General features: G+C 47.6%; 19 protein-coding genes and 1 tRNA gene. 13 read left to right on the top strand and 7 right to left on the bottom strand.

Annotated features, from left to right (window positions below):
- Positions 1-593: 593 nt before the first annotated feature.
- Positions 594-668, bottom strand: a tRNA-Val gene (locus EOO50_RS05710).
- A gap of 207 nt (positions 669-875) precedes the next feature.
- On the opposite strand from EOO50_RS05710, the gene EOO50_RS05705 reads away from it, so the two are divergent.
- Genes EOO50_RS05705 through EOO50_RS05685 form a run of 5 tightly spaced genes read left to right on the top strand, consistent with a single transcriptional unit; the run spans position 876 to position 7,430 of the window.
- Complete coding sequence (locus EOO50_RS05705) at positions 876-2,102, top strand: response regulator (RefSeq protein WP_290838558.1); 1,227 nt, start codon at positions 876-878, stop codon at positions 2,100-2,102.
- A 27-nt stretch (positions 2,103-2,129) separates the two neighbouring features.
- Positions 2,130-5,687 (top strand): response regulator, encoded by a 3,558-nt coding sequence (locus tag EOO50_RS05700; protein ID WP_290838557.1) that lies wholly within the window; start codon positions 2,130-2,132, stop codon positions 5,685-5,687.
- 5 nt (positions 5,688-5,692) lie between these two features.
- A complete protein-coding gene (locus tag EOO50_RS05695) occupies positions 5,693-6,058 on the top strand; it encodes a response regulator (protein ID WP_290838556.1) in 366 nt (121 codons plus the stop codon).
- Complete coding sequence (locus tag EOO50_RS05690) at positions 6,058-6,870, top strand: protein-glutamate O-methyltransferase CheR (protein WP_363331719.1); 813 nt, start codon at positions 6,058-6,060, stop codon at positions 6,868-6,870. The genes EOO50_RS05695 and EOO50_RS05690 overlap by 1 nt, the downstream gene beginning before the upstream one ends.
- On the top strand, positions 6,867-7,430 hold the full coding sequence (locus EOO50_RS05685; protein ID WP_290838554.1) for a chemotaxis protein CheB: 564 nt from the start codon (positions 6,867-6,869) through the stop codon (positions 7,428-7,430). The genes EOO50_RS05690 and EOO50_RS05685 overlap by 4 nt, the downstream gene beginning before the upstream one ends.
- 94 nt (positions 7,431-7,524) lie before the next feature.
- Here EOO50_RS05685 and EOO50_RS05680 read toward each other — a convergent pair whose 3' ends face one another.
- The 3 genes from EOO50_RS05680 to EOO50_RS05670 all read right to left on the bottom strand — a co-directional run bounded on the left by EOO50_RS05680 (position 7,525) and on the right by EOO50_RS05670 (position 10,210).
- Complete coding sequence (locus EOO50_RS05680; protein WP_290838553.1) at positions 7,525-8,733, bottom strand: MFS transporter; 1,209 nt, start codon at positions 8,731-8,733, stop codon at positions 7,525-7,527.
- A 95-nt stretch (positions 8,734-8,828) separates the two neighbouring features.
- Positions 8,829-9,614, bottom strand: a complete 786-nt coding sequence (locus EOO50_RS05675; RefSeq protein WP_290838552.1) for a hypothetical protein — start codon at positions 9,612-9,614, stop codon at positions 8,829-8,831.
- Between the two features lie 50 nt (positions 9,615-9,664).
- Positions 9,665-10,210: a 2'-5' RNA ligase family protein gene (locus tag EOO50_RS05670; protein WP_290838551.1), complete on the bottom strand. Its 546-nt coding sequence runs from the start codon at positions 10,208-10,210 to the stop codon at positions 9,665-9,667.
- Positions 10,211-10,606: 396 nt separating this feature from the next.
- Here EOO50_RS05670 and EOO50_RS05665 point away from each other — a divergent pair, with 396 nt between their 5' ends.
- The 3 genes from EOO50_RS05665 to EOO50_RS05655 all read left to right on the top strand — a co-directional run bounded on the left by EOO50_RS05665 (position 10,607) and on the right by EOO50_RS05655 (position 14,647).
- On the top strand, positions 10,607-12,166 hold the full coding sequence (locus tag EOO50_RS05665; protein WP_290838549.1) for a T9SS type A sorting domain-containing protein: 1,560 nt from the start codon (positions 10,607-10,609) through the stop codon (positions 12,164-12,166).
- 699 nt (positions 12,167-12,865) lie between these two features.
- The gene (locus EOO50_RS05660; RefSeq protein ID WP_290838548.1) at positions 12,866-14,185 is read left to right on the top strand and encodes a sorbosone dehydrogenase family protein; all 1,320 of its coding nucleotides are present in this window, start codon (positions 12,866-12,868) and stop codon (positions 14,183-14,185) included.
- 9 nt (positions 14,186-14,194) lie between these two features.
- Positions 14,195-14,647 (top strand): SRPBCC domain-containing protein, encoded by a 453-nt coding sequence (locus EOO50_RS05655; RefSeq protein ID WP_290838547.1) that lies wholly within the window; start codon positions 14,195-14,197, stop codon positions 14,645-14,647.
- 473 nt (positions 14,648-15,120) lie between these two features.
- Here the strand turns inward: EOO50_RS05655 and EOO50_RS05650 are convergent, their stop codons facing one another.
- The 3 genes from EOO50_RS05650 to EOO50_RS05640 are packed head-to-tail and all read right to left on the bottom strand — an operon-like array spanning position 15,121 to position 17,211.
- A complete protein-coding gene (locus EOO50_RS05650) occupies positions 15,121-16,389 on the bottom strand; it encodes an MFS transporter (RefSeq protein ID WP_290838545.1) in 1,269 nt (422 codons plus the stop codon).
- 4 nt (positions 16,390-16,393) lie between these two features.
- The gene (locus EOO50_RS05645; protein ID WP_290838544.1) at positions 16,394-16,618 is read right to left on the bottom strand and encodes a hypothetical protein; all 225 of its coding nucleotides are present in this window, start codon (positions 16,616-16,618) and stop codon (positions 16,394-16,396) included.
- A 2-nt stretch (positions 16,619-16,620) separates the two neighbouring features.
- Complete coding sequence (locus tag EOO50_RS05640) at positions 16,621-17,211, bottom strand: TetR/AcrR family transcriptional regulator (RefSeq protein ID WP_290838543.1); 591 nt, start codon at positions 17,209-17,211, stop codon at positions 16,621-16,623.
- Positions 17,212-17,399: 188 nt separating this feature from the next.
- On the opposite strand from EOO50_RS05640, the gene EOO50_RS05635 reads away from it, so the two are divergent.
- From EOO50_RS05635 to EOO50_RS05615, 5 genes are all read left to right on the top strand, one after another.
- Entirely contained in the window at positions 17,400-18,461 is a 1,062-nt protein-coding gene (locus EOO50_RS05635) for a T9SS type A sorting domain-containing protein (protein ID WP_290838542.1), read from the top strand.
- Between the two features lie 151 nt (positions 18,462-18,612).
- Positions 18,613-19,623 carry a histidine kinase gene (locus EOO50_RS05630; protein WP_290838541.1) on the top strand — a complete coding sequence of 337 codons (1,011 nt, stop codon included), beginning with the start codon at positions 18,613-18,615 and terminating at the stop codon, positions 19,621-19,623.
- 17 nt (positions 19,624-19,640) lie between these two features.
- Positions 19,641-20,393, top strand: a complete 753-nt coding sequence (locus EOO50_RS05625) for a sterol desaturase family protein (protein ID WP_290838540.1) — start codon at positions 19,641-19,643, stop codon at positions 20,391-20,393.
- Positions 20,390-21,154, top strand: a complete 765-nt coding sequence (locus EOO50_RS05620; protein ID WP_290838539.1) for a LytTR family DNA-binding domain-containing protein — start codon at positions 20,390-20,392, stop codon at positions 21,152-21,154. The genes EOO50_RS05625 and EOO50_RS05620 overlap by 4 nt, the downstream gene beginning before the upstream one ends.
- 112 nt (positions 21,155-21,266) lie before the next feature.
- Positions 21,267-22,013, top strand: a complete 747-nt coding sequence (locus EOO50_RS05615) for a hypothetical protein (protein ID WP_290838538.1) — start codon at positions 21,267-21,269, stop codon at positions 22,011-22,013.

The raw sequence follows: 22,013 nt of genomic DNA, 5'->3' as shown, positions 1-22,013 counted from the left end.
TCTATGTTTTGATAATCCGATGCAAAGCGTAGAAGCAACATTTTAGCTATTTGTAGCAGTTTTGGAATAAAGAAATGAGAGGAAACTTGAGGCTTTGTTGAGGTTTTTCTAGGCGATTTTTTTTTTACCATTAAGAGCATTAAGGGCATTAAGTTTATTGAGAGACGTATGGGATTTTTTGCTGATGTTAGCTTCGGATAGAAAAGTCAACGCGAAAAAACGTAATGCTCTTAATGAACTAAATGTTTAAAATCTCCGTGTTTTGATAATTTGATGCAAAGCGCAGAATAAACATTTTAGCTATTTGTAGTATTTTGGAATAAATAAATGCAGAAAACTTGAGGTTTCGTTGAGGTTTTTCCTTGGCGGATTTTTTTTTACCATTAAGAGCATTAAGGGCATTAAGTTTATTGAGAGACGTATTTTTTGCTATTTGTAGTTGCGGAATGGAGATTCAATGCGAGAAAACTTAATGCTCTTATTGAGCTTAATGTTCTTAATGTTTAAAATCTCTGTGTTTGAGATAGTTTCCTTAACACTGACAATGAAGGATATAAAAACAAAAGCGCAACCGTTATGGCTGCGCTTTTTTGTGGTCGATACTGGGTTCGAACCAGTGACCCCCACGTTGTCGACGTGGTGCTCTGAACCAGCTGAGCTAATCGACCTGAGCGGATGCAAATGTACACGTAGAAATCGATTTTGCAAACTGTTGTTGAAATTTTTTTTAAGATGTGTGAATCGTGTAACATTTTATCGGAACTTGTTAAGGAAATTTACCGATTGTAGCAGTACTATATGAGCCATTCCGATAAAACAAATCACTCAGATCCTGAATTTTCAAAATCCGTCGTCAACAAAAATACTTTGTCCACATGATTTTGATTGTCGATGACAAGAAGGAAAACATCCTTCCGCTGCGTAAAATACTTGAGATGCATGATTTGCGGGTCGATTCGGCCGAATCGGGCGAAGAAGCACTTCTCAAAATCCTTAAAACCGATTATTCACTCATCATCATGGACGTGCAAATGCCCGGCATGGATGGATTCGAGGTCGTGGAAACGCTTTCAGGAAGCAAGCGAACGAAGGAAATTCCCGTGATCTTCCTGTCGGCTATCAGCAAGGAAAAGAAATACATCACAAAAGGTTATGAAAGCGGCGCGGTCGACTACATCACGAAACCCGTCGATCCCGATCTGTTGATCCTAAAGGTCAAAACCTTCCTCAAACTTTACGAACAAAAGCAAGAACTCAGGAATTTGAGCGATTTGCTCGCGCGCGAAGTCGAAATCCGGAAGTCGGCCCAAATGGAACTCACGATCGCCAATGAAAGCCTGGAGGAAAAAGTAGCCGAAAGAACATCGGAACTCGTCGCCAAAAATGACGAACTCGAGATGCGCAACCACGAATTGCAGCAATATGCCTGGGTCGTTTCGCACGACTTGAAGGAACCGCTGCGCAAAATTGAAACGTTCATCAAGATTATCCGTGACCGTTATATGCACGATGATCCCAAGGCGCTCGATTATATGCAGCGCACGATCGGTTCGGCGGGAAGGATGACCAACCTGATCAACGACCTGCTCGATTATTCGCGATTGTCGGCGACCGCGATGACCGAAGATCTGGATCTTGAGGACGTGATTTCAGAAGTCTTGGCCGATCTTGAATACCTCGTCGAACAAAAAGAAGCTGTTATCCATGTAGGCGAAATGCCCAAGATGAATGGCATCCAGGGCCAGTTGCGTCAATTGTTCCAGAATCTGCTCGGCAACGCGCTCAAATTTTCGAAATCCGACGTTTCGCCCGTAATCCATGTGAACTGCGAACGCATCGCAACCAAGGAATTCAACGGTCAACCAAGCAAGGACGGGAATTTTTACAGGATTACGGTGACCGACAACGGCATCGGGTTCGAAGAAATCTACCTCGACAAGATTTTCGTGATTTTCCAAAGTTTGCACGACCGCCAGAGTTACGACGGAACGGGCATCGGGCTTGCGATCGCGAAGAAAATCGTCGAACGCCACAATGGCTTGATCACGGCTCGAAGTACGCCCAACGAAGGTGCGAGTTTCATAATCATTTTACCAGTATAACCAAACAAAACAACGTTTACAGTGCAAATGAAGAATACGTTTAAGAGAAATTTATTGTTGAGTTTCGGCGGATCGATGCTGTTGCTGTTAGTCAGTTCGATCGCTTCGTACTACAGCATCCAAAACCTGCTCGAAAGCAACAAACAGGTCAACCATACCCAGGATGTCATCTACAACATCAATGAAGGCCGATCGGTAATCCTGAACGCGCAAACCAGTATGCGCGGCTATTTGCTGACGGGCAATGAATCGTACCTGACCGATTACAACAACGCCGACGCAAAGGCCGAGTCGTATTTCGTAAAAATCAAGAGCTTAACGGCCGACAATCCAAAACAACAGGATGCGTTGCGCGAATTGACCCCGATAAAACTCAAGTTTTTCCTTTACCTGCAATCGCGCGTCCAGGAAAAAATGCGGGGCGAACCGTATCTGCAGCAATTGGGCACAGGCAAACAACTTATGGACGACATGCGCCCGTTGCTCAAGAAAATGGAAGACGAAGAGCAACGACTGCTAAAGATCAGGCTCGAGCGCACCTCCAAATATTCGGGATACAGTTTGTTCCTGATCATCGCGGCCGCTTTGATCTCGTTGGCTTTGAGCGGGCTTTTCTTCGTCCGGATCCTCAACGATTATAACGAACGAACGCGCCTTCACAAACAACTACAGGAAAAAGAAGCCGAGATCGCCGAACGCATCCGCGTGATCAGCAACATCGCGACCCAAATCGCCAAAGGGAATTACAAGATCCGCGTCGACGATACGACTGCCGACGCACTCGGGAGCGTTTCGGTGTCGCTCAATGCCATGGCGCTCGGGCTTGACGAATCGTTTACGGCCTTGTCTGACAAGGAATGGCTGCAAACCGGAGTCGCAAATTTGAATAACGTGATGCTCGGTGAAAAAACGCCTCAGCAATTGGCGAAAGACGTCATCGAATTCATGTCGGAATATACGTCGAGTAACGCCGGCGTGATTTATTTGATCCAAGGCGACGAATTGTTCGCAACAGCGGGATACAATTACATTAGCGATCAAAAACGTGAAAGGCTTCAGGTCGGGCAAGGTTTAGTTGGCCAATCGGTTTCGTCGGGCAAAATGCTTGAGATCAAGGCCGAAACGTCTGAAAGCGTCAAGATTTCGTTTGCGTTGGGTGAAATGAAACCTTTGCATATCGTCGCGTTGCCGCTGATCGACAATGCCGTTGAAGGTGCGATAGAACTCGCGTCGGTTCGCCAATATTCGGAACGCGAACTCGAATTCGTATCGTCGGTGTCGAACAACATCGGAATCGCGATCAAGGCCGCCCAGAACCGCACGCGTGTCCAGGAATTGCTTGAGGAAACCCAAACGCAATCTGAGGAACTTCGCGCGCAACACACCGAACTCGAAGGCATGAACGCCGAACTCGAAGCCCAGACTGAAAAGTTGCAGGCGTCGGAAGAAGAACTAAAAGTACAACAGGAAGAACTCCAGCAAACCAACGAGGAACTTGCCGAACGCAGCGTGCTTCTCGAGGAACGCAATACTGAAATCCAGAAAAAATCCGAGGATCTCGAGCGTACGACGCGCTACAAATCCGAATTTTTGGCGAATATGTCGCACGAATTGCGCACGCCGTTGAATTCGATTTTGTTGTTGAGCCGATTGCTGAGCGAGAACAACGACAAGAATCTTTCAGGCGAACAAATGGAATTCGCGCGCGTGATCAACAGTTCCGGAAACGGATTGCTCGGCCTGATCGACGAAATCCTCGACTTGTCGAAAATCGAGGCCGGGAAAATGGAACTCGAATTCACCGAGGTTTCGATCAAGGAAATCACTGAAAACCTGCGCGGACTCTTCGCCGAGGTCGCCAAGGAAAAGAAAATCGCATTCGAGATCGTCACGACCGATGCGCCGTTGATCATCAAGACCGACAAGATGCGTCTCGAACAAATCCTCAAAAACCTGATCTCGAACGCTATAAAATTCACGGCCAAAGGTTCGGTCACGCTCGAAGTTCGAAAACATCCGGACAGCGACAAACAGGTCGAATTCATCGTGAAAGACACGGGAATCGGCATCGCGCCTGAGAAGCAACTGCTCATATTCGAAGCATTCCAACAGGCCGACGGATCGACGAAACGCAAATACGGAGGAACCGGACTCGGACTTTCGATCAGCCGCGAACTCTCAAAATTACTGCGCGGAACCTTGAGCTTGAACAGCAAGATAAACGACGGAAGCGAATTCACGTTGTTGCTTCCCGTTTCAGCGAGTGCGCCCGCGATCGTTTCGCTTCCGAGTTATGTGACCGAGGACAAGAAGGAAATCGCCCAACCCATCGCAACGCCGAACTCCGAATACATAAGCGCTTCGATGCCTGATGACATTCCCGATGACCGTGACTCGATTTCGGAAACCGATAAGACGATTTTGATCGTGGAAGACGATACGAACTTCGCGAAGTCATTGCTCGAATTCACGCGTCAGCGCGGTTACAAAGGCGTCGTTTCGGTTCGGGGCGATCACGCGTTGAACTTGGCTTTGGCGTACAAACCTGTCGGCGTGCTCCTGGACATCCAATTGCCGATCAAGAGCGGTTGGGAAGTCATGGAGGAATTGAAGACGAATTCGTTGACGCGCCACATTCCGGTGCACATCATGTCGTCCCACAAATTGAAGCAGGAAAGTCTGCTCAAAGGTGCCGTGAATTTCCTCGACAAACCTGCGGCGTATGAGAAGATTCCCGAAGTTTTCGAACGCATCGAACGCATCGTGAACCGCGAATCCCAAAAGGTTCTTATCGTCGAAGATAATCCGAAACACGCGCGTGCGTTGGCATATTTCCTTGAAATGCATCAAATCAATTCGCAGGTAAGCAGCGAAGTTTCTGATGGCGTCGACGCTTTGCTCAAGGACGACGTGCAATGCGTGATCCTCGATATGGGAATTCCCGACAAACATTCGTATGATATGCTCGAAAGCGTGCGCGCGAATCCGGGGCTCGAAAACCTTCCCGTGATCGTCTTCACGGGCAAGAGTTTGTCGCTAAAGGAAGAAGTGAAAATCAAGCATTACGCCGATTCGATCGTGGTCAAGACCGCCCAATCGTACCAACGAATGCTCGATGAGGTTTCGTTGTTCCTGCATCTGGTCGAAGAAGACAAAAAGTCGGGCAAGAAAGCAAACGGCAAAATAAACAGGCTCAACAACGTGTTGACAGGCAAAACCGTTTTGGTCGTCGACGACGATGTGCGAAACATCTACTCGCTTACGAAAGCGCTCGAATCGTTGAAGATGAACGTAATTACGGCAATCGACGGCAAAGAAGCGCTCAACATGCTCAAGGAAAATCCTGAAACCGATGTCGTGCTGCTCGACATGATGATGCCGAACATGGACGGTTACGAAACGGCGACGCGCATCCGTCAGGATTCGAAGCTAAAAAATCTTCCCGTAATTGCCGTGACGGCGAAAGCGATGACGGGCGACCGCGAGAAATGCATCAGCGCCGGAGCGTCGGATTATATAACGAAACCCGTGGACGTCGACCAATTGCTGTCGTTGTTGCGCGTTTGGCTTTACGATAAATTGTAATGGACATGCAAAAGAAAAACATCCTTATCGTAGACGACGATTCCCGAAATATCTTCGCGTTGACAGCCGTTTTACGCTCGCGTTCGTTCGAATGCCTGTCGTGCCAAAGCGCTCGCGAAGCCTTGACATTGCTCGAAAGCGACAAAGCCGTCGACATCGTTTTGCTCGACATGATGATGCCCGACATGGACGGTTACGAAGCACTTCCGCTGATCAAACGACTCGAAAACCGCGAGGACGTTCCCGTGATCGCGGTGACTGCGCAGGCGATGGTCGGCGATCGTGAAAAATGTCTGGCCGCGGGAGCCGACGGTTACATATCGAAACCCGTCGACATCGATAAACTGCTCGAATTGCTAAACAACGTCTGATGGTGACCGAAGATCGCGAAATAGAGTTGCTGATCAACGAAATTTTCGAATACCACGGCTATGATTTCAGCGGGTATTCGCGCGCGTCGTTCAAAAGGCGCATCGATCGACTGATTCCGCTCGACGGTTTCGCGTCGTTCCACGAATTCCTGTCGCGAGTACGAACCGACGAAAGTTATTTTAAGCGCATGGTCGAGGAAATCACGGTCAACGTCACCGAGATGTTCCGCGATCCGTTCTTCTACAAAGTATTGAGGAATGAAATCTTGCCCGCTTTGGCGCCGAAACCGTTCTTACGGATTTGGCACGCCGGCTGCTCGACGGGCGAGGAAGTCTATTCGATGGCGATCATGCTCAAGGAAGCGAACCTGTTGCACAAGACGCTTTTGTATGCGACCGACATCAATCCGCAGGTTTTGGACGCCGCGAAAAAAGGGATTTTCCCGTTGCGCATGATGAAGGATTATTCTGAAAATTATCTGGAATCGGGCGGAAAACAGGACTTCTCAAATTACTACACGGCCAATTACGGACTCGCGAAATTCAGCGAAAGTTTATCAGGGCAGATGGTTTTCTCTCAACACAATCTTGTGTCCGACAGTTCGTTCAACGAATTCGACCTGATCCTGTGCCGAAACGTGCTCATTTATTTCGACAAGGATTTGCAGGACCGAGCGTTATCGTTGTTCGATGAAAGCCTTGCGCGCTTGGGATATCTGGCATTGGGCACGAAGGAAAACATCAAATTCTCGTCTATCCAACGCAAATACGAGCAACTCAACAAAGACAAAATCTGGAAGAAAGTAAAATGAGCAAACGCCACAAAATACTGCTCGTTGGCGGATCGGCCGGAAGTTTGGACGTGCTCATGAAAGTGCTGCCCGAATTGTCGCGCGATCTGGCGTTTATCGTGGTGCTGGTTTTACATCGGAAGAACACCGACGATTCGACACTCGAGGAACTGATCGCAATGAAATCGACGTTGCCAGTGCGCGAGGTCGAGGACAAGGTCGAACTCGTTCCCGGAAACGTGTACATCGCGCCGTCAGACTATCACCTGCTTTTCGAAAAAAACGGATTGCTGTCGCTCGACGCATCCGAGAAAGTGAATTACAGCCGCCCGAGCATCGACGTGATCTTCGAATCGGCGGCCGACGTTTACGGGGAAATGGCGATCGCGGTCCTGCTTTCAGGTTCGAATGCCGATGGAACCGACGGACTCAAGGCGATATCCGAAGCCGGCGGCGTGACGATCGTACAATCGCCCGAATCTGCGGGAATGTCGTTCATGCCAAAAAGCGCGTTGGACGCGGTGAAAATCGATTACGTTTTGGAACCTGAGGAAATGGCGGCTTTCTTAAATCGGATTTAGGGTTAGGAAAGACGAATGACGAATGACGAACGACGAACGACGAATGATGAATGACGAATGACGAATGATGAATGACGAACGACTGCAATTGGCTTTAGTCGATTACGATTCTTTTTTGATTTCGCACGATTAGAAACACCACTAAGCCTACGGCGGTCAATCCTGATAAGATGATACTCGCGATCAACGAAACGCCCGGATCGAACGAGGCGCAAAAGTTTTTTACGATCGGTAAGGCTAGGATGACACCCATCGGCAGGAACGAAAGACTGAAGAAAATCGCCAAGTATTTTGGATCTCCGTAACGCGCAATGGTAGACATGACGATAGGGGCGATCAATATTTCGGAAATGCTCAACACGACGATTGCCACGAAATAGACAAATTCGGAATAATCGCTGTCCAGCGTCAAGCCTATAAACAATATGCAGGACAACGCCAACAGCGCAAACCCGATGATAAATTTCACGACTTTCCCGACCGACAGAAACGACCACACGATCGACGCGATCACGCCCGTCGAAATGGCGAGAAATGGCTCGACGTACATCAATATGTTGTAGATCATCGTGGTATTTAAATGGAAAATGCTCGACTCGATCGCGTTTCTCCCGACTCCCGAAAGCATGTAGATGAACCAAAAAATGCCTGCCATTGCGATCATCGACAGTACGATCAACGCGTTTTTCGTATCGTTTTTTGAATTGGGGACGGTTTTTATTTCGACCGACGACGATCGATGAATCGCAACGATGCAAGTCGCCAAAATCATCATGATTCCTGCCGTGGCGAACGAAATCCTCGGATCGATGTCCGATAGCCAAAGGAGCGCGGCCGTTCCGATAAACGCGCCGACGTTCAGGCAGGTGTAAAACATCGTAAAACCCGAATCGAGCAACGTTTTGCTGCCTGAGTACGATTTCACATACGCCGCCATCAGGTTCGGTGTGAAAAATCCCGTGCCCAAGACGATTAGCGCCGTCCCGATGTAGAAGGGTAAATTTCCGGGAATCGCGAGTGCGATCATCCCATTGGCCATGATCGCGCCACCAAAAATCGCGGCGTATTTATTTCCCAATATCAAGTCGCCGATCAGCGCGCCAAATACCTGAGTGCCGTAAACGCATGAAAGCGCTATGGAATAAAACAGCAGCGCGTCGTCCTCTTTCATGTACAGCGACTTGACCATGTGCGTTGTCAATAGCGCGCGAACACCGTAATAGGCGCCGCGTTCGAGAAGTTTTGCAAGTGCTAATATGTAGGCTGAATTTGGGTGCTTGATTTCGGCGGGAAAGGAATTCATGTGTTTGGTTTGTGCCAAGATAGGAATTTCGTGCAGAATCGCTTGAATGGTTAATCGGTTGAGTGGTTAGCCGCTAGTTTTAGGGCGTTCGGGATTTAAAAGCCCGTTACAAGCAATCCGCGCGCGGCCTTCAGACTGCATTTTTGGAACTTCGAATACGAAGCCGCGGCCCGGGATCGCACTTGTTCGTTTTTCTCGCCGATCACATAGCCGTCGAGCGCATCGTGCAACGTGTAGGCTTCGGGACACATGAGATTCGTGGTCCAAACCATCGGGTTTACGTTCGCTTTTTTGAGTTGGGGCGTAAAATATTGTTTGCTCGCGCAGGCTAGGATGATGAGGTCGCGTTTCTTTCTGTCGGTGTTCGAGAAGTCGTTTTCAAGGTCGAAATCCATCAAGCCATCATGTCCGATGTAGGCGAGCATGTCCGAATTTCCTGAAATCCCGATGGTCTTTGCCCCGACGTGAATAGTGTCCTGTTTCTTTCCGCAACTTGCATTCAAGTAATCGATCGTGCATTGTTTAATGTACTTTCCATCATAAGCGTCGGCGACCAGATAATAATTTTTCGTCGCATGCTTGAAGATAATGCGCTCGAGTATCACACCCTGTTTTTTGCGCTTTCCGATGTATTTCCACTGTTTACTCTTCTTGAAATACGACCGGATCCCGAAACCGCAACCCCAATACAAATTGTTGTCGATGTCCTGACCATTGCCGATTTTCGCGGGAACGGGCACGATTCCCTGGTATTTGTTATCGCATAAGGCCACGAAAACGTGGATGGTTTTGGAGTTGTCGTCGGGATTTGTCGCAATTGGATTTTCGGTTTTCGAAAACAGCGCACACGAGGCGAAAAGTACGAGTAGCAATTTGTTCATCGGTCGGTTTTTAACACAACGCGAAACCGACACCTGAATATTGTGCAAATTCAGATGAGCGGGATTTTAAATTGCTCACGGAAGCCTTTTTCCTTTTGCGACATCCGTTTTCGGAGTACCAAGATTTCTTCGCAAATCCATTCGGCCTCGAAGCTCAAGTTGATTAAATAGGGTTGGAGTGCGGCCAAAGTTTCGGGTGAAATCCGTTTTGCGAGCGCGACGTGAGGCGATTTCGAGGGCGATTTCAAAAGCCTCGACAAATTGATTATCGGTTCAGGGTCCGCGACGTGCAACAAAATAATGTTCTTGTCTTTGTGGTTGGATTGCCCGACGCCTGAAAGCTTGACGCTGAATTTCGTCTGTCCTTTCAGCAAATTCGCGATTGTTTCGGGAAAAGAGTCGTCGTCAGTTAGTTTGTCGGTTAATGTGATGTGACCGACCGAATATAGGTTTCGGTCTCCGATGTCGGCAATCGCGTTCATCACGCGTTTGATCTTCGCGATTTCGGCCAACACGGAATCCGGAGGCGAAATCACCACGAGATACGCGTAAAGCTCGCCGAACAAAGCCGTCTGATTATAGATGCGTTTCGCCATCTCGCAAAGTTCCGATTTGCATGAGCGATCTAAATCACACGAATCGCCCTCAAATTTTCGAAGATTTACCTACGAGATCAAAAAACGATTCGCCTAATGCCAAGGCAAGCATCGAATCAACGCGTAAACTGATCGAGCGCTGCGGAATAAATCAACGCGAATCGATATCGATTTCGTAAAAATGTTCATTCATCTGAAAATCAAGTCTTTCATCGAATAAATTCGGCAGGGAATTTCATTATGCGTATTTTCAATATAGCGGAATGCCACTGACCGCGCGCTTTCACCCCAAATCTTTACGGGAGAAAATACAAGATCCAATCCAACTACGAAACGACGGTTTCCCTTTTTTGGGACATGAATTTATTGCAAGAAACTCAACATCAAAACACGCTTATGAACAAAATTACTTTTTTGGTTGCCGTTTTGGCGACTTGTGCAGCATCGGCCCAGATCACTTATGAAGCAGCCGATTTTAATGAAGCCGGTGACGCGTTCACCGTGAGCAAGGCCTCGAATTTCCTGGTCATGAACTTTGCCGCGACGGGCGCGAACCACAATTGGAACTACGCGAACCTCAATGCGAACTCACAATCGGAATTCGCATGGCAAAACCCGAACAATGCGGGCTATAAATTATCGTGGTGCCTTTCTCACTTCTACTTTTTTACGTGCAACAACCAGTTCAACAACAATTTTACGCACGCGTCCCTGTTGTCTGAAGGTTTCGAACTCGAAGACTATGGCGTAAGCAACATCGTGGAACACGCGCGTGCGAATTCTTCAGGATTTGCGAACCGGATGAGAGGAATGACGGCGACGGTCTCGGGGATTTCGCTTCCGGTGACGATCGATTACGACGATCCCGATGAAATTTATCAGTTCCCGATGAACTACAACGACAACGCGACTTCGACCGGACATCTGAGTATGGATTTAAACAATCTTGGGATGAACTTCGTCTACGATTTGTCGACGACACGCACGAATACGGTTCAAGGTTGGGGTTCGCTTACGACGCCGATGGGAACGTTCCCGAGCGTGTTGAAACTCAAGTCGAAACTCGTCAAAACCGAATCGTTCGCCTATATGGGCATCACGATTCCGATTATGACCACGACGATTTCCTACCAATGGTTCTCAAAAGAGTACGGAATTCCCGTTTTGCAGGCCGACGGTTTCGAGTTGTTCAACATCTTCGTCCCGACGTCGGTGACCTATCTCGACCAACCGATGTGCCTGGCTCCGAACGCGATGTTTGGGTATCTGCCGACGGCGAATTACGATGCCGAAACCCAATCTGCGGCCGTTACGTTCAACAATTTGAGCGAGAACTACGACTCGGTGCTTTGGGATTTCGGAAATGGGGAAACCTCGACCGAACTGAATCCGATGCACGAATACGATTGCCCGGGAACGCACTCGGTTACATTGACGGTCGGAAATTCGATCTGCGCTCCGGCCCAATCGGCGACATTCACGTTGCCCGTCCTGATCACCGATAACGACAACGCGCTCACAGCCGAAGTCACATTGGAATCGAACACCTTGACCGCCGTGCGTGATTTGTCAGGGACGACGTACCAATGGGTTGATTGCGACAACGGAAACGCCGCGATTTCAGGTGCTACATCTCAAACTTTCACACCTGAAGCCGATGGAAATTTCGCGTGTATCATTAACACGAACGGTTGCGAATCGCTTTCGGCGTGTACGAGCGTGCAATTGCTCGGCGCGAACCACAACGATTTTGCGCAGGTTCAATTGTATCCGAATCCTACGAGCGGCAAGTTGCAGTTGAGCACGACTATCGATGTGAAAAAAGTTTCGGTTTACAACACGCTTGGAATGGTTGTGGGGACGGAACTCGATTTGTCGAACCAGGCGTCGGGCGTTTATTTTGTTGAGGTTACGACTGATAATGGTAAGTTCGTGCGTAAAATCGTGAAACAATAGCATTACAATTAAGACCATTGAAGACATTAAGTTCATTAAGTTTTTTTTCTAATTGCTCTTAATGAACTTAATGCTCTTAATGTTTAAAAATAAATGTTGAAAGCTTCCGAATGTCGGGAGCTTTTTTGTTTGCAATCGCGACGATAGTTTACCATTGAGATCATTAAGTTCGTTAAGTTTTTTTCGTACTACTCTTAATGAACTTAATGCTCTTAATGGTAAAAAATAAATGTTCAAAGCTTCCGAATGTCGGAGAGCTTCTTGTTACAATCTCGACGATAGTTTACCATTGAGATCATTAAGTTCGTTAAGTTTTTTTCTTACTACTCTTAATGAGCTTAATGCCCTTAATGGTTAAAAATAAATGTTGAAAGCTTCTAAATGTCGGGAGCTTTTTTGTTTAAAATCTCGACGAAAAGATTACCATTAAGACCATTAAGTTCATTAAGGCAATTTCTTAATGGTTAAAAATAAATATTAAAAGCTTCCGAATGTCGGGAGCTTTTTTGTTTACAATTATGTACAATCGGAAAAGAATTCCGTAACGGGAATTGCAGGTCGAATTTAGAACTTTGGGTTGGTTTTTGGGTCGCGGTCGAATCGGTTAACGAAGATTTTCAGCCTTTTGAAAAACAATCGGCGCTTGACCTAAAATCCATTAATAAACAAGTAAACGATTCACCGATTAAACAAATAAAAATGAAAACAAAGTTCCTATCACTTCTTCTCGCGCTGCCATTCCTCGCCTGTTCCCAAAAGAAACCCGCTCCAAAAGAAGAGCAGCCCATGGAAAAAGTCGCTGAAAACAAAATGTTGCCCAAGCCGTTCGCGACCGAATCGGTAACGAATTACTCTGACGTCATCGGATGGAAAGAAAATGAAACGCCAAAAGCACCAAACGGTTTCACGGTCGCCAAGTACGCGGGCGGTTTCGAAAATCCGCGTTGGATGTACGTATTGCCAAATGGCGATGTCGTGGTTGCCGAGGCGAATTCCAATTACAGCGTCGCGAAACAGGTCGGTGCGAAAATCATCGGTGCCGGAAAATCGAATAATGTTTCGAAAAGCGTCGACCGGTTGACATTGTTGCGCGATGCGGACAAAGATGGAATTCCCGAAGTACGCGAAGTTTTTGCGACGAAGGAACAAGGTCTCAACCAGCCGCTCGGCATGCTCGTCATCGGCGATTGGTTTTATGTGGCGAACACGAATGCGGTGTTGCGTTTTCCATATAAATCGGGGCAGACGAAACTCGAAGGCGTCGGCAAGAAACTCGTCGATTTGCCTGAAGGAAAAGTCAACCGCCACTGGACGAGAAATCTGATCGCGAATGCCGACAACAGCAAGATTTTCATCGCCGTCGGATCGGGCAGTAATATTGCCGAAGATGGAATCGACGCCGAAATCCTACGTGCCGACATCTTGGAAATGAACCCGGACGGTTCGGGATTGCGCGTGTTCGCGTCGGGGCTTCGAAATCCCGTCGGAATGGATTGGGCGCCCGGAACCAAAACGCTTTGGACGGCGGTGAACGAACGCGATGAACTCGGAAATGACTTGGTTCCTGATTACCTGACGTCGGTAAAAGAAAACGGATTCTACGGCTGGCCTTATTCCTACTGGGGCAAAAATATCGATCCGCGCGTGAAAGACACAAAACCCGAACTTATCAAGAAAGCATTGGTTCCCGAAGTCGATTTGGGCTCTCATACCGCTTCGCTGGGATTGGCGTTCACGAAGGGAAAAATGCTCACCGGGAAATATGCGAGCGGCGCTTTCGTGGCACAACACGGTTCGTGGAATCGCGATCCGTTGTCAGGATATAAAGTCGTTTTCGTTCCATTCGCCAACGGAAAACCTTCGGGCCCGATGGAAGATTTCCTCACAGGGTTTATAATTGATCCAAAGGAAAAGCAAGTGCGCGGCCGACCGGTCGGAGTTACTTTTTTACAAGACGGTTCATTGTTGGTTACCGATGACAAAACCAATCAAATCTGGCGTGTGAGCGCTTCTAAATAACCAAACATCATGGAAAGAAAAACATTCAACATCGAGATCGACGCGCCGCGTGAAAAAGTATGGGAAACATTATGGGGCGATGAAACATACCCGAAATGGACGTCGCCGTTCGCACCCGGATCGAAAGTGGAAACCGATTGGCAGGTCGGGAGCCGTGCGATTTTCCTGGATATGAACGGGGACGGGATGATTTCAATAATCGATGAAAAGCGAGAGCCGGAATATATGGCGTTTCGTCACATCGGCGAAATCATGGACGGAAAAGAAGATACCGAAAGTGACAAGGTCAGGGAATGGGCCGGTTCGATCGAGGATTATACGTTGACGGAATTAAATGGAAAGACGAACATTGAAGTTTCGATGGACATTGAGGGGGAATACGCGGAGTTTTTTGAGAAGACTTGGCCGCGGGCTTTGGAACATTTGAAGAGTATTTCAGAGGGGAAGAACTTTGAGGAATAAACGGTGTTTTTTACCGTTTAGACCATTAAGAACATTAAGGATTTTGGTTGTTTTGTGGAGTTTGTATCCGAGCTTATTTTTGAACAGTTAAGGGAGTTAAGTTTAGTTAGGACTTTGTGCGCTTAACTAAACTTAACTCCTTAATGGTTTAACTTTTTTACCGGTTGTCAATTTCGTTCTTAATGAACTTAATGTTCTAAATGTACTCAACGGTAAAATTCAAAAAGCTGAATCCTTAAATGGTTAAGTGAGTTTGATAATCGGTCAAAGCAGTAGTAAGCTGTTGGATTTACGGAGTCGTATAACGAATTTTTTTTTGACCATTAAGAAGTTAAGGATTGTTAAGATTTTGTGCGCTCAACTTCCTAATTGTTTAAATTCTCTAGCTTACTGGTTGCCCGCGTTGTTCTTAATGAACTTAATGTTCTAAATGCTCTCAATGGTGAAATTCAAAAAGCTGAATGGTTAAACGGTTAAGCGAGTTCGGTGATCGGCTCGGCAACGACAGGCTGCTTTCTCCTCTCAGCGATTTTATTTACGCGCATCATCAGGAAAATCGAACAAATCGTAACAAAAGAAATCACATAACCCAAAATGCTATAGTTTTCAAGCGGGCTGGTTTTAGTTTGCTGGTGCACGATATATCCCGCGCCGATCGCAGCGATTCCTCCCGCGATTTGTTGCATCGATGAGGTAATCGCCATATACGCGCCTCGGTCGGACATATCGGGAATGGCAGTGTTTATGGCTTGCGACGGCACGATCCGGCTCATGATTCCCATAAACAGGAACATGTTGATCACGATGATTTCCCAAAGCGGCGTCTGCGGCAAATTCGTATAGATCAAAATCATGATGATCGAGATGACCGAACCCGCGGTGAACAAAGCCATCTTGTTGATTTTGTCCGACAGTTTCCCGACGATCGGCATGATGAAAAGTACCGCGATTCCAGTGCTGAAAAATACGACCGGCAATTGTGCCTGCGTGATTCCGATGTTGTTGATCAGGTACGCGCTTCCGAACGGTTGCAACATAAAACCTCCGATCGAAAGCAAGGCGACCGTCGAAAATCCGATCCTGTACTCACGGTTCCTGAGCGTGTGCCACAAATGCAGCAGCGGGCTTTTGCTCGATTGAAGCGCGAGATGTTTGTCGACGGGTTGCATCCTGACCAAAATAGCGATCAAAATAACCGAGGCGAGCGCGACGACCATCAGGAAAGACGAGTGCCAACCCCAGATGTTCGCAAAGTAAATCCCGATCGGAATTCCCAGAATCTGGCTCACGGCGAACGCCATCTGGATGAAACCCATGACACGGCCGCGTTGGTTGAGCTCGAAAATATCGGTTACGATGGCCAGCGATACCGAACCGATCACGCCTCCAAAAAATCCGGTTAGGATCCGCGCCGACAGCAACATCACGTAATTCGTCGAAAACGCGCAGAATACCGTTCCGCAAATGAATCCGATGTAGAAGAAAACGAGCAGTTTTTTTCGGTCGAACTTGTCGGCGAAACCAGCGGCGAGCAACCCCGACGCTCCGGCGCTGAACGCATAACCTGAAACGACGAGCCCGAAGTTCGCGGTCGTCATGTCGAGCGTTTTCATCAAAATATCGCCCAACGGTGAAATCACCATGAAGTCGAGGATTACCGTGAACTGCAGCATCGCGAGGATGACGATCACGAATTTTTGGTAGCCCGTGAACTTCGGGATGTCGGTGATTGGTGTTTTCATGTTTTTATTCGAGTTCGGTACAATTGTATCCGAGTGATTTTATGATGTTGATGATCGTGGAAGGTCTCAGTTTTTCTGAAACCACGCGCAAAACGCAGTCGATGTCTTCGTGGTCGATCGTCCACAACGAGATCTCGCTGAGCGTGTCGAGTGTTTTTGACGCTTCGCAATTCGGGCACAACTTCCCCAAATTGGTCTTGAAGATATGGATGTTGTCGAATGTTTCCATGATTACGGAGTTAGGGCTTTGACGGTGAGGCGCAACGCTTCATCCATTTCCAGTTTGTTGATCCTGAACGGTTGCCCGCCCATGCTTTTTCCTTCCTGGTGGAAACGCAGCATCGAATACAGCGGGCCGTATGCCATGCACCAGAACATCGGGGGCGAAAGCGGCACGAGTTCCTTGTTCTTGATGCAATTGTGGTAAAATTCGCTCAATTGTTCTTTGAAAATCCCGAGCCTGCCGCGCATCACATTTTCAGCGTAAGGCGAGCTGCGCAGTATTTCGAAAAACGCAACTTCGCGCGGATGTTCGAAAGCGAACGCAACGCGATTTTCCCACTGTTTTCGTAAGCCTTCGGCAAACGGCATGTCAGGGGTGAAGTCTTGAAGTGATCGCCCGAAGAACATGTCGCCCACATCTTCGGCAATTTTCCTGATCAGATCTTCCTTGTCCTTGTAGTAGATATAAAGCGTCGCAACCGATATGCCACAGGCTTTGGCGAGTTTGTTCATGCTGAAACCATCGAAACCTTCGGCTACGAAAAGGTCGATCGCCTTATCGATTACGAGTTGTTCTTTTTTTTCGTCGCGTATGCGCATTGGGATTATTTTCGGCAAAGATATAAAATAAATGAATATTCATTCACTTATGAAAATGTTTTTTCAACGTGCAATTTGTCCGTTTCATCGAAAAACGATAGGCGAGCGATTCACGACCCTTAAAAATTATATACCTTGAGCGATATTGCTTGCAGTTCAAAGTGTTAAACCCTGTAAAACATAAGCTTATGAAGAAAATTACGCTATTTATTTTTTTATTGTCGGCAACCTTATCGGCTCAAACAACGTATAATTCGGCTGATTTTGCCATGGTAGACGAGACGTTCGACATCAGCACGGCCGGAAATTTCGCCACGCAGGACTTCGCGCTTGCAGGCCCGAACCAGACCTGGGATTTCGGTTCGCTCACAGGGGAATCGGTCGAGCAGATTTCGTGGATAAATCCGAACAACACAGGCTATAAAACAACTTGGTGCCTGTTCAATTTCTACATACTCAATTGCAATTCGCAGTTCAACGCGTCGTTCAATCTGGCGGGCGAATTCAACGAGGCGACGGCTTTGGAAAACCTCGGCGTGTCGAACCTGATGAACCATTATTTTAAGTCGGCGACACAGCTTGAAAGCAAAATGATAGGCGCGACGTTCAACCTGAATGGTTCCGACGTGCCGTTCACAGTCGATTACACGACGCCCGACATCGTCTATGAGTTCCCGATAAACTACAACGACAATTACACGCACACGAGCACGATGTCGATGGATTTCAATTCGTTCGGATTCCCTGTTTCGATCGACGGCACGACGCAGCGCACGAATTTCGTCGACGGTTGGGGTTCGGTCACGACTCCCGCGGGAACATACGCGAACGTGCTTCGCATGAAAACCACGCTCGCGACCGAGCAATACATCGTGTATGAAGGAGATGAAATTCCCGTCCAAAGCACGACCGTGACCTACAAATGGCTCGATCCCGCTCATGGCGTTCCCGTACTTGAAGCGACGGGATCCGAGGCGGGAAACACATTTATCCCGTTGCGCGTGACATTTTTCGGACAGGCTTTGAAAGTCCAGACGCGTACCTTTGAAAACGTGAATCTCTATCCGAACCCGACATCGGGAGAATTGCATTTAAGCGAAGACATTCCTGTGGATAAGGTCGACGTTTTCGACATGCTCGGAACACGCGTGGGTCAAAGTCTTGACATCAGCAATTTGGCAACGGGCGTTTATTTCGTGAAAATCAAATCGGGCGACGCGAATTTTACGCGAAAAGTCGTCAGGAAATAATTTTATAAAAGGGGAAATGGCCTTCCGGTTTCGGGAGGCTTTTTTTATTCAGGCGATTCGGATTCCCGTTCAGCCTCGAATTGGGTCGGTTCACGCTGTAATGCGCCGACGCAAATAAGCGTACTTTTATATTTGTCGCAAGAAATATTCTATGAAAGCGAATTCCCTAAAACGCGGATTAGTATTGAGCCTGGTCGTGAGCGCCATTGCGACCGCGCCAAGGATCGTGCGCCCGAACGCCGAAAATTTCTCCTATCTGGGCAGTCATTTGCTGTATTTGTTCGTATTGGCTTTTTTATTTTGGATGCTTACGCCTTTGTTTTTGAGGCAAAAAAAATTGCTGGTCGTTAAAATCGTGGTTTTCCTTTTCGTCGGCGGATTGCTGTCGGTCGCCTATCACAGGTTCATGGAGGTTTTCTTCGAGAGATTTACAAGGATTTACATCGATTTCCCGATCATGGATATTCTGGCCGCGAAACGCAAAAACGGTTTGTTGTTTGTTCGGGGCGTGGCGTTCAGCGGCGTGATTTATTTCATCGAATATTATTTCAGCATTCTTTTCGAACGTCAGACGGCTACGCTCGAAATCGAACAACTCAAAAAGGAGAAACTCGAAGCCCAACTCGATTCGCTTCGGCAGCAGATAAGCCCGCATTTCCTATTCAATTCGTTGAGCACGTTGCAGACCATCGTTCCTGACGCCGCATCGCGCAACTACATTTTGCAACTCTCGAACGTGTATCGCTATCTGCTTGCGTTCAACGACAATCATTTGGCGACGTTGCGCGAGGAACTCGAGTTCATGAATTCGTACGTGTACATCTTGAAGGAAAGGTTCGAGGACGCGTTTGATGTCGACATTTCGATCGATGCCAATCTACTTGGTAAGAAAATGCCGCCGCTCGCGCTGCAACTTCTCGTCGAGAACGCGATAAAGCACAATGTCGTTTCAATGGAAGAACCGCTTCATGTCAAAATCACCAATAGCGGCCACGGTTTCCTTACGGTCAGCAATCGGATCCTGCCGCGACTTTCGGCCGAACCGAGTACGGGAAAAGGTCTCGAGAACATAGAAACGCGTTATAGGTTACTGTCGGGAAAGTCAATCGAAATCGACGATAAATCCGGTTATTTCACGGTTCGAATTCCTTTGCTCGATTAATTCAAATCCCCAAAATCATGCAGGACAAAAGTTATTTCTTCTTCGTTTTATTGATGAGCCTGCGTTACCTCGTGATGGCAGGACTCGCTTTCGTGATATTTTATGTGCTGTTCCGCGAAAGGTTCAGGCGCATCAAGATCCAAAGGTTGTTCCCGAAAAGCCGCGATTATTACCGCGAACTAAAATTTTCGATGCTCACGATGTTGATATTCACGGCATATGCCGTCGTAATTTTCAGGTCGCCGGTGTCGGGATTCACGCAACTTTATGAAGATATTTCGGAATTTGGGATCGTGTATTTTCTTGCGAGCGTCCTCGTCGCGATTTTCGTGCACGATACTTATTTTTATTGGACGCACCGATTGATGCACAATCCCAAATTGTTCCGTATTTTTCATCTCGTACATCACAAGTCGACGAATCCGAGCCCGTGGACCGCGTATTCGTTCCATCCGCTTGAAGCGATCGTCGAGGGCGGCGTGATCGTCGTGATCGTGTTTTTGTTTCCGATCCATCGGTACGCTATAGGTCTGTTCATGCTGTTCATGCTCACATTCAATATTTACGGGCATCTCGGGTACGAATTGTTTCCGCGTTGGCTCGTTCGTTCACGCGTCGGGCGTTGGCTCAACACATCGACGAACCACAATATGCATCACAAATTGTTCAACGGGAATTACGGCCTGTATTTTCGATTTTGGGACATTTTGATGGGAACGACGCACCCGAAGTACGACGAAACGCTCAACCAAATCCATTCGGCAAAATGATGACGCTGCTCATAATCGAAGACGAAATCAAAACCGCGCGCCAGCTCAAACGCAACGTGGAGCGCATTTTGCCCGACGCGATCGTGCTCGACATGTTGCAAAGCGTCAAATCGAGCGTCAAATGGTTGCAAGAAAACGCCGCGCCCGACTTGATCCTGTGCGATATCCAATTAGCCGATGGTTTGAGTTTTGAGATTTTCAGGCAGGTGAACGTGGTTTCGCCGATCGTATTCTGCACGGCTTTCGATGAATACGCGATCGATGCGTTCAGGACGAGCGGCATCGATTATCTGCTCAAACCCGTTGACGAAGCCAAACTGCAACAGGCGCTCGACAAATATCAAAAGCTCAAATCGGTTTTCACTGAAGATGGGATTTCGCCTGTAACGGGCGGCTTACTGCTGAATTATCACGCGCAATACAAGAAGACGCTTTTGGTCCATTACCAGGAAAAAATCATTCCGCTTAAGGTTGCCGACGTGGCGTTCATGCATTACGAATTCGGAAATGTGAATCTTTTTACGTTCGACAGGAAAAAATACGTGATGCCGCAGACGCTCGACGAGTTCGAATCCCAACTTTCACCCGCGGAGTTTTTTAGGGTGAACCGACAGTTTATCGTGAACCGATCGTCGGTGGAAACCATTTCAAATTACTTCTCACGCCGATTGCTGCTTAAGCTCATCATTGCCGTTCCCGAGGAAATCGTCGTGAGTAAAACCAAGTCGCCCCAGTTCCTGAAATGGATCGGAAACGATTGAAAGCGTGATATTTCCATTCCAACCTTGAATTTGTCCCGTTCGTTTCGAAGTTTCAGCATCGCTTTTTTTGAGTCGCTACTTTTGACTTGTTAACCTCAAAATAGAATCGACAATGGAAACAAAAGATCAAATTACCCGTAACATTTCGCTTGCCGCCCTTGTGGTTTTTGGCAGCGCAATTTTTTACTCATGTTCAAGCGATGAGAACGGCACTTCGGCGAGCAGCCAGGAGAAAGATGCCGTGGACGCGATCACGTATTCGCTCCAATCGGACAGCAACGGTCTGGCAAAAAGTGTTGAGAGCGCCTCGATGTATGCGGCCGATGAAAACCTATACGCACGAGCCGTGACGTTGGAATGTGGCGTTCCGTATTCGGCTTCGTACGATGAAGCTTGGGAAGGCACGAATTATTCGTACGATTACAGTATCTCGCGCAACACCGAACTTTCGTGTACTGCCGAGGATACGCCTTCAAGTCTTTCTTACAACGCAAGCCACGACGGTGTTTACGATACGCCGAGAATGTCTTCAGACGATGCTGCCGCGTTACAATGGACATTGGCCGGACTTGACGCCACTTCCCAAAATGCGACGCTCGACGGAAGCTACGTGAGAAACGGTTCGCAAGTCTCGAAAGTACGCGAGCAAAACACGTTTAAGAGCACGCTGACGTACGATTTAACCGCGATAAACGTGAGCAAGACGAACCATCAGATCGTTTCGGGATCGGCGAGTGTGGCGTTTGCGGGCGTTTCATCGAACGGAAACTCGTATAATTACAACGGGACGATCACGTTCAATGGAAACGGAACGGCGACTTTGGTCATCAACGGAAATACGTATACCATAAATTTGTAA

The organism is Flavobacterium sp., assembly GCF_004211145.1.
Classification (GTDB): Bacteria; Bacteroidota; Bacteroidia; order Flavobacteriales; family Flavobacteriaceae; genus Flavobacterium.
This window is presented reverse-complemented; position numbering and strand designations above follow the sequence as displayed.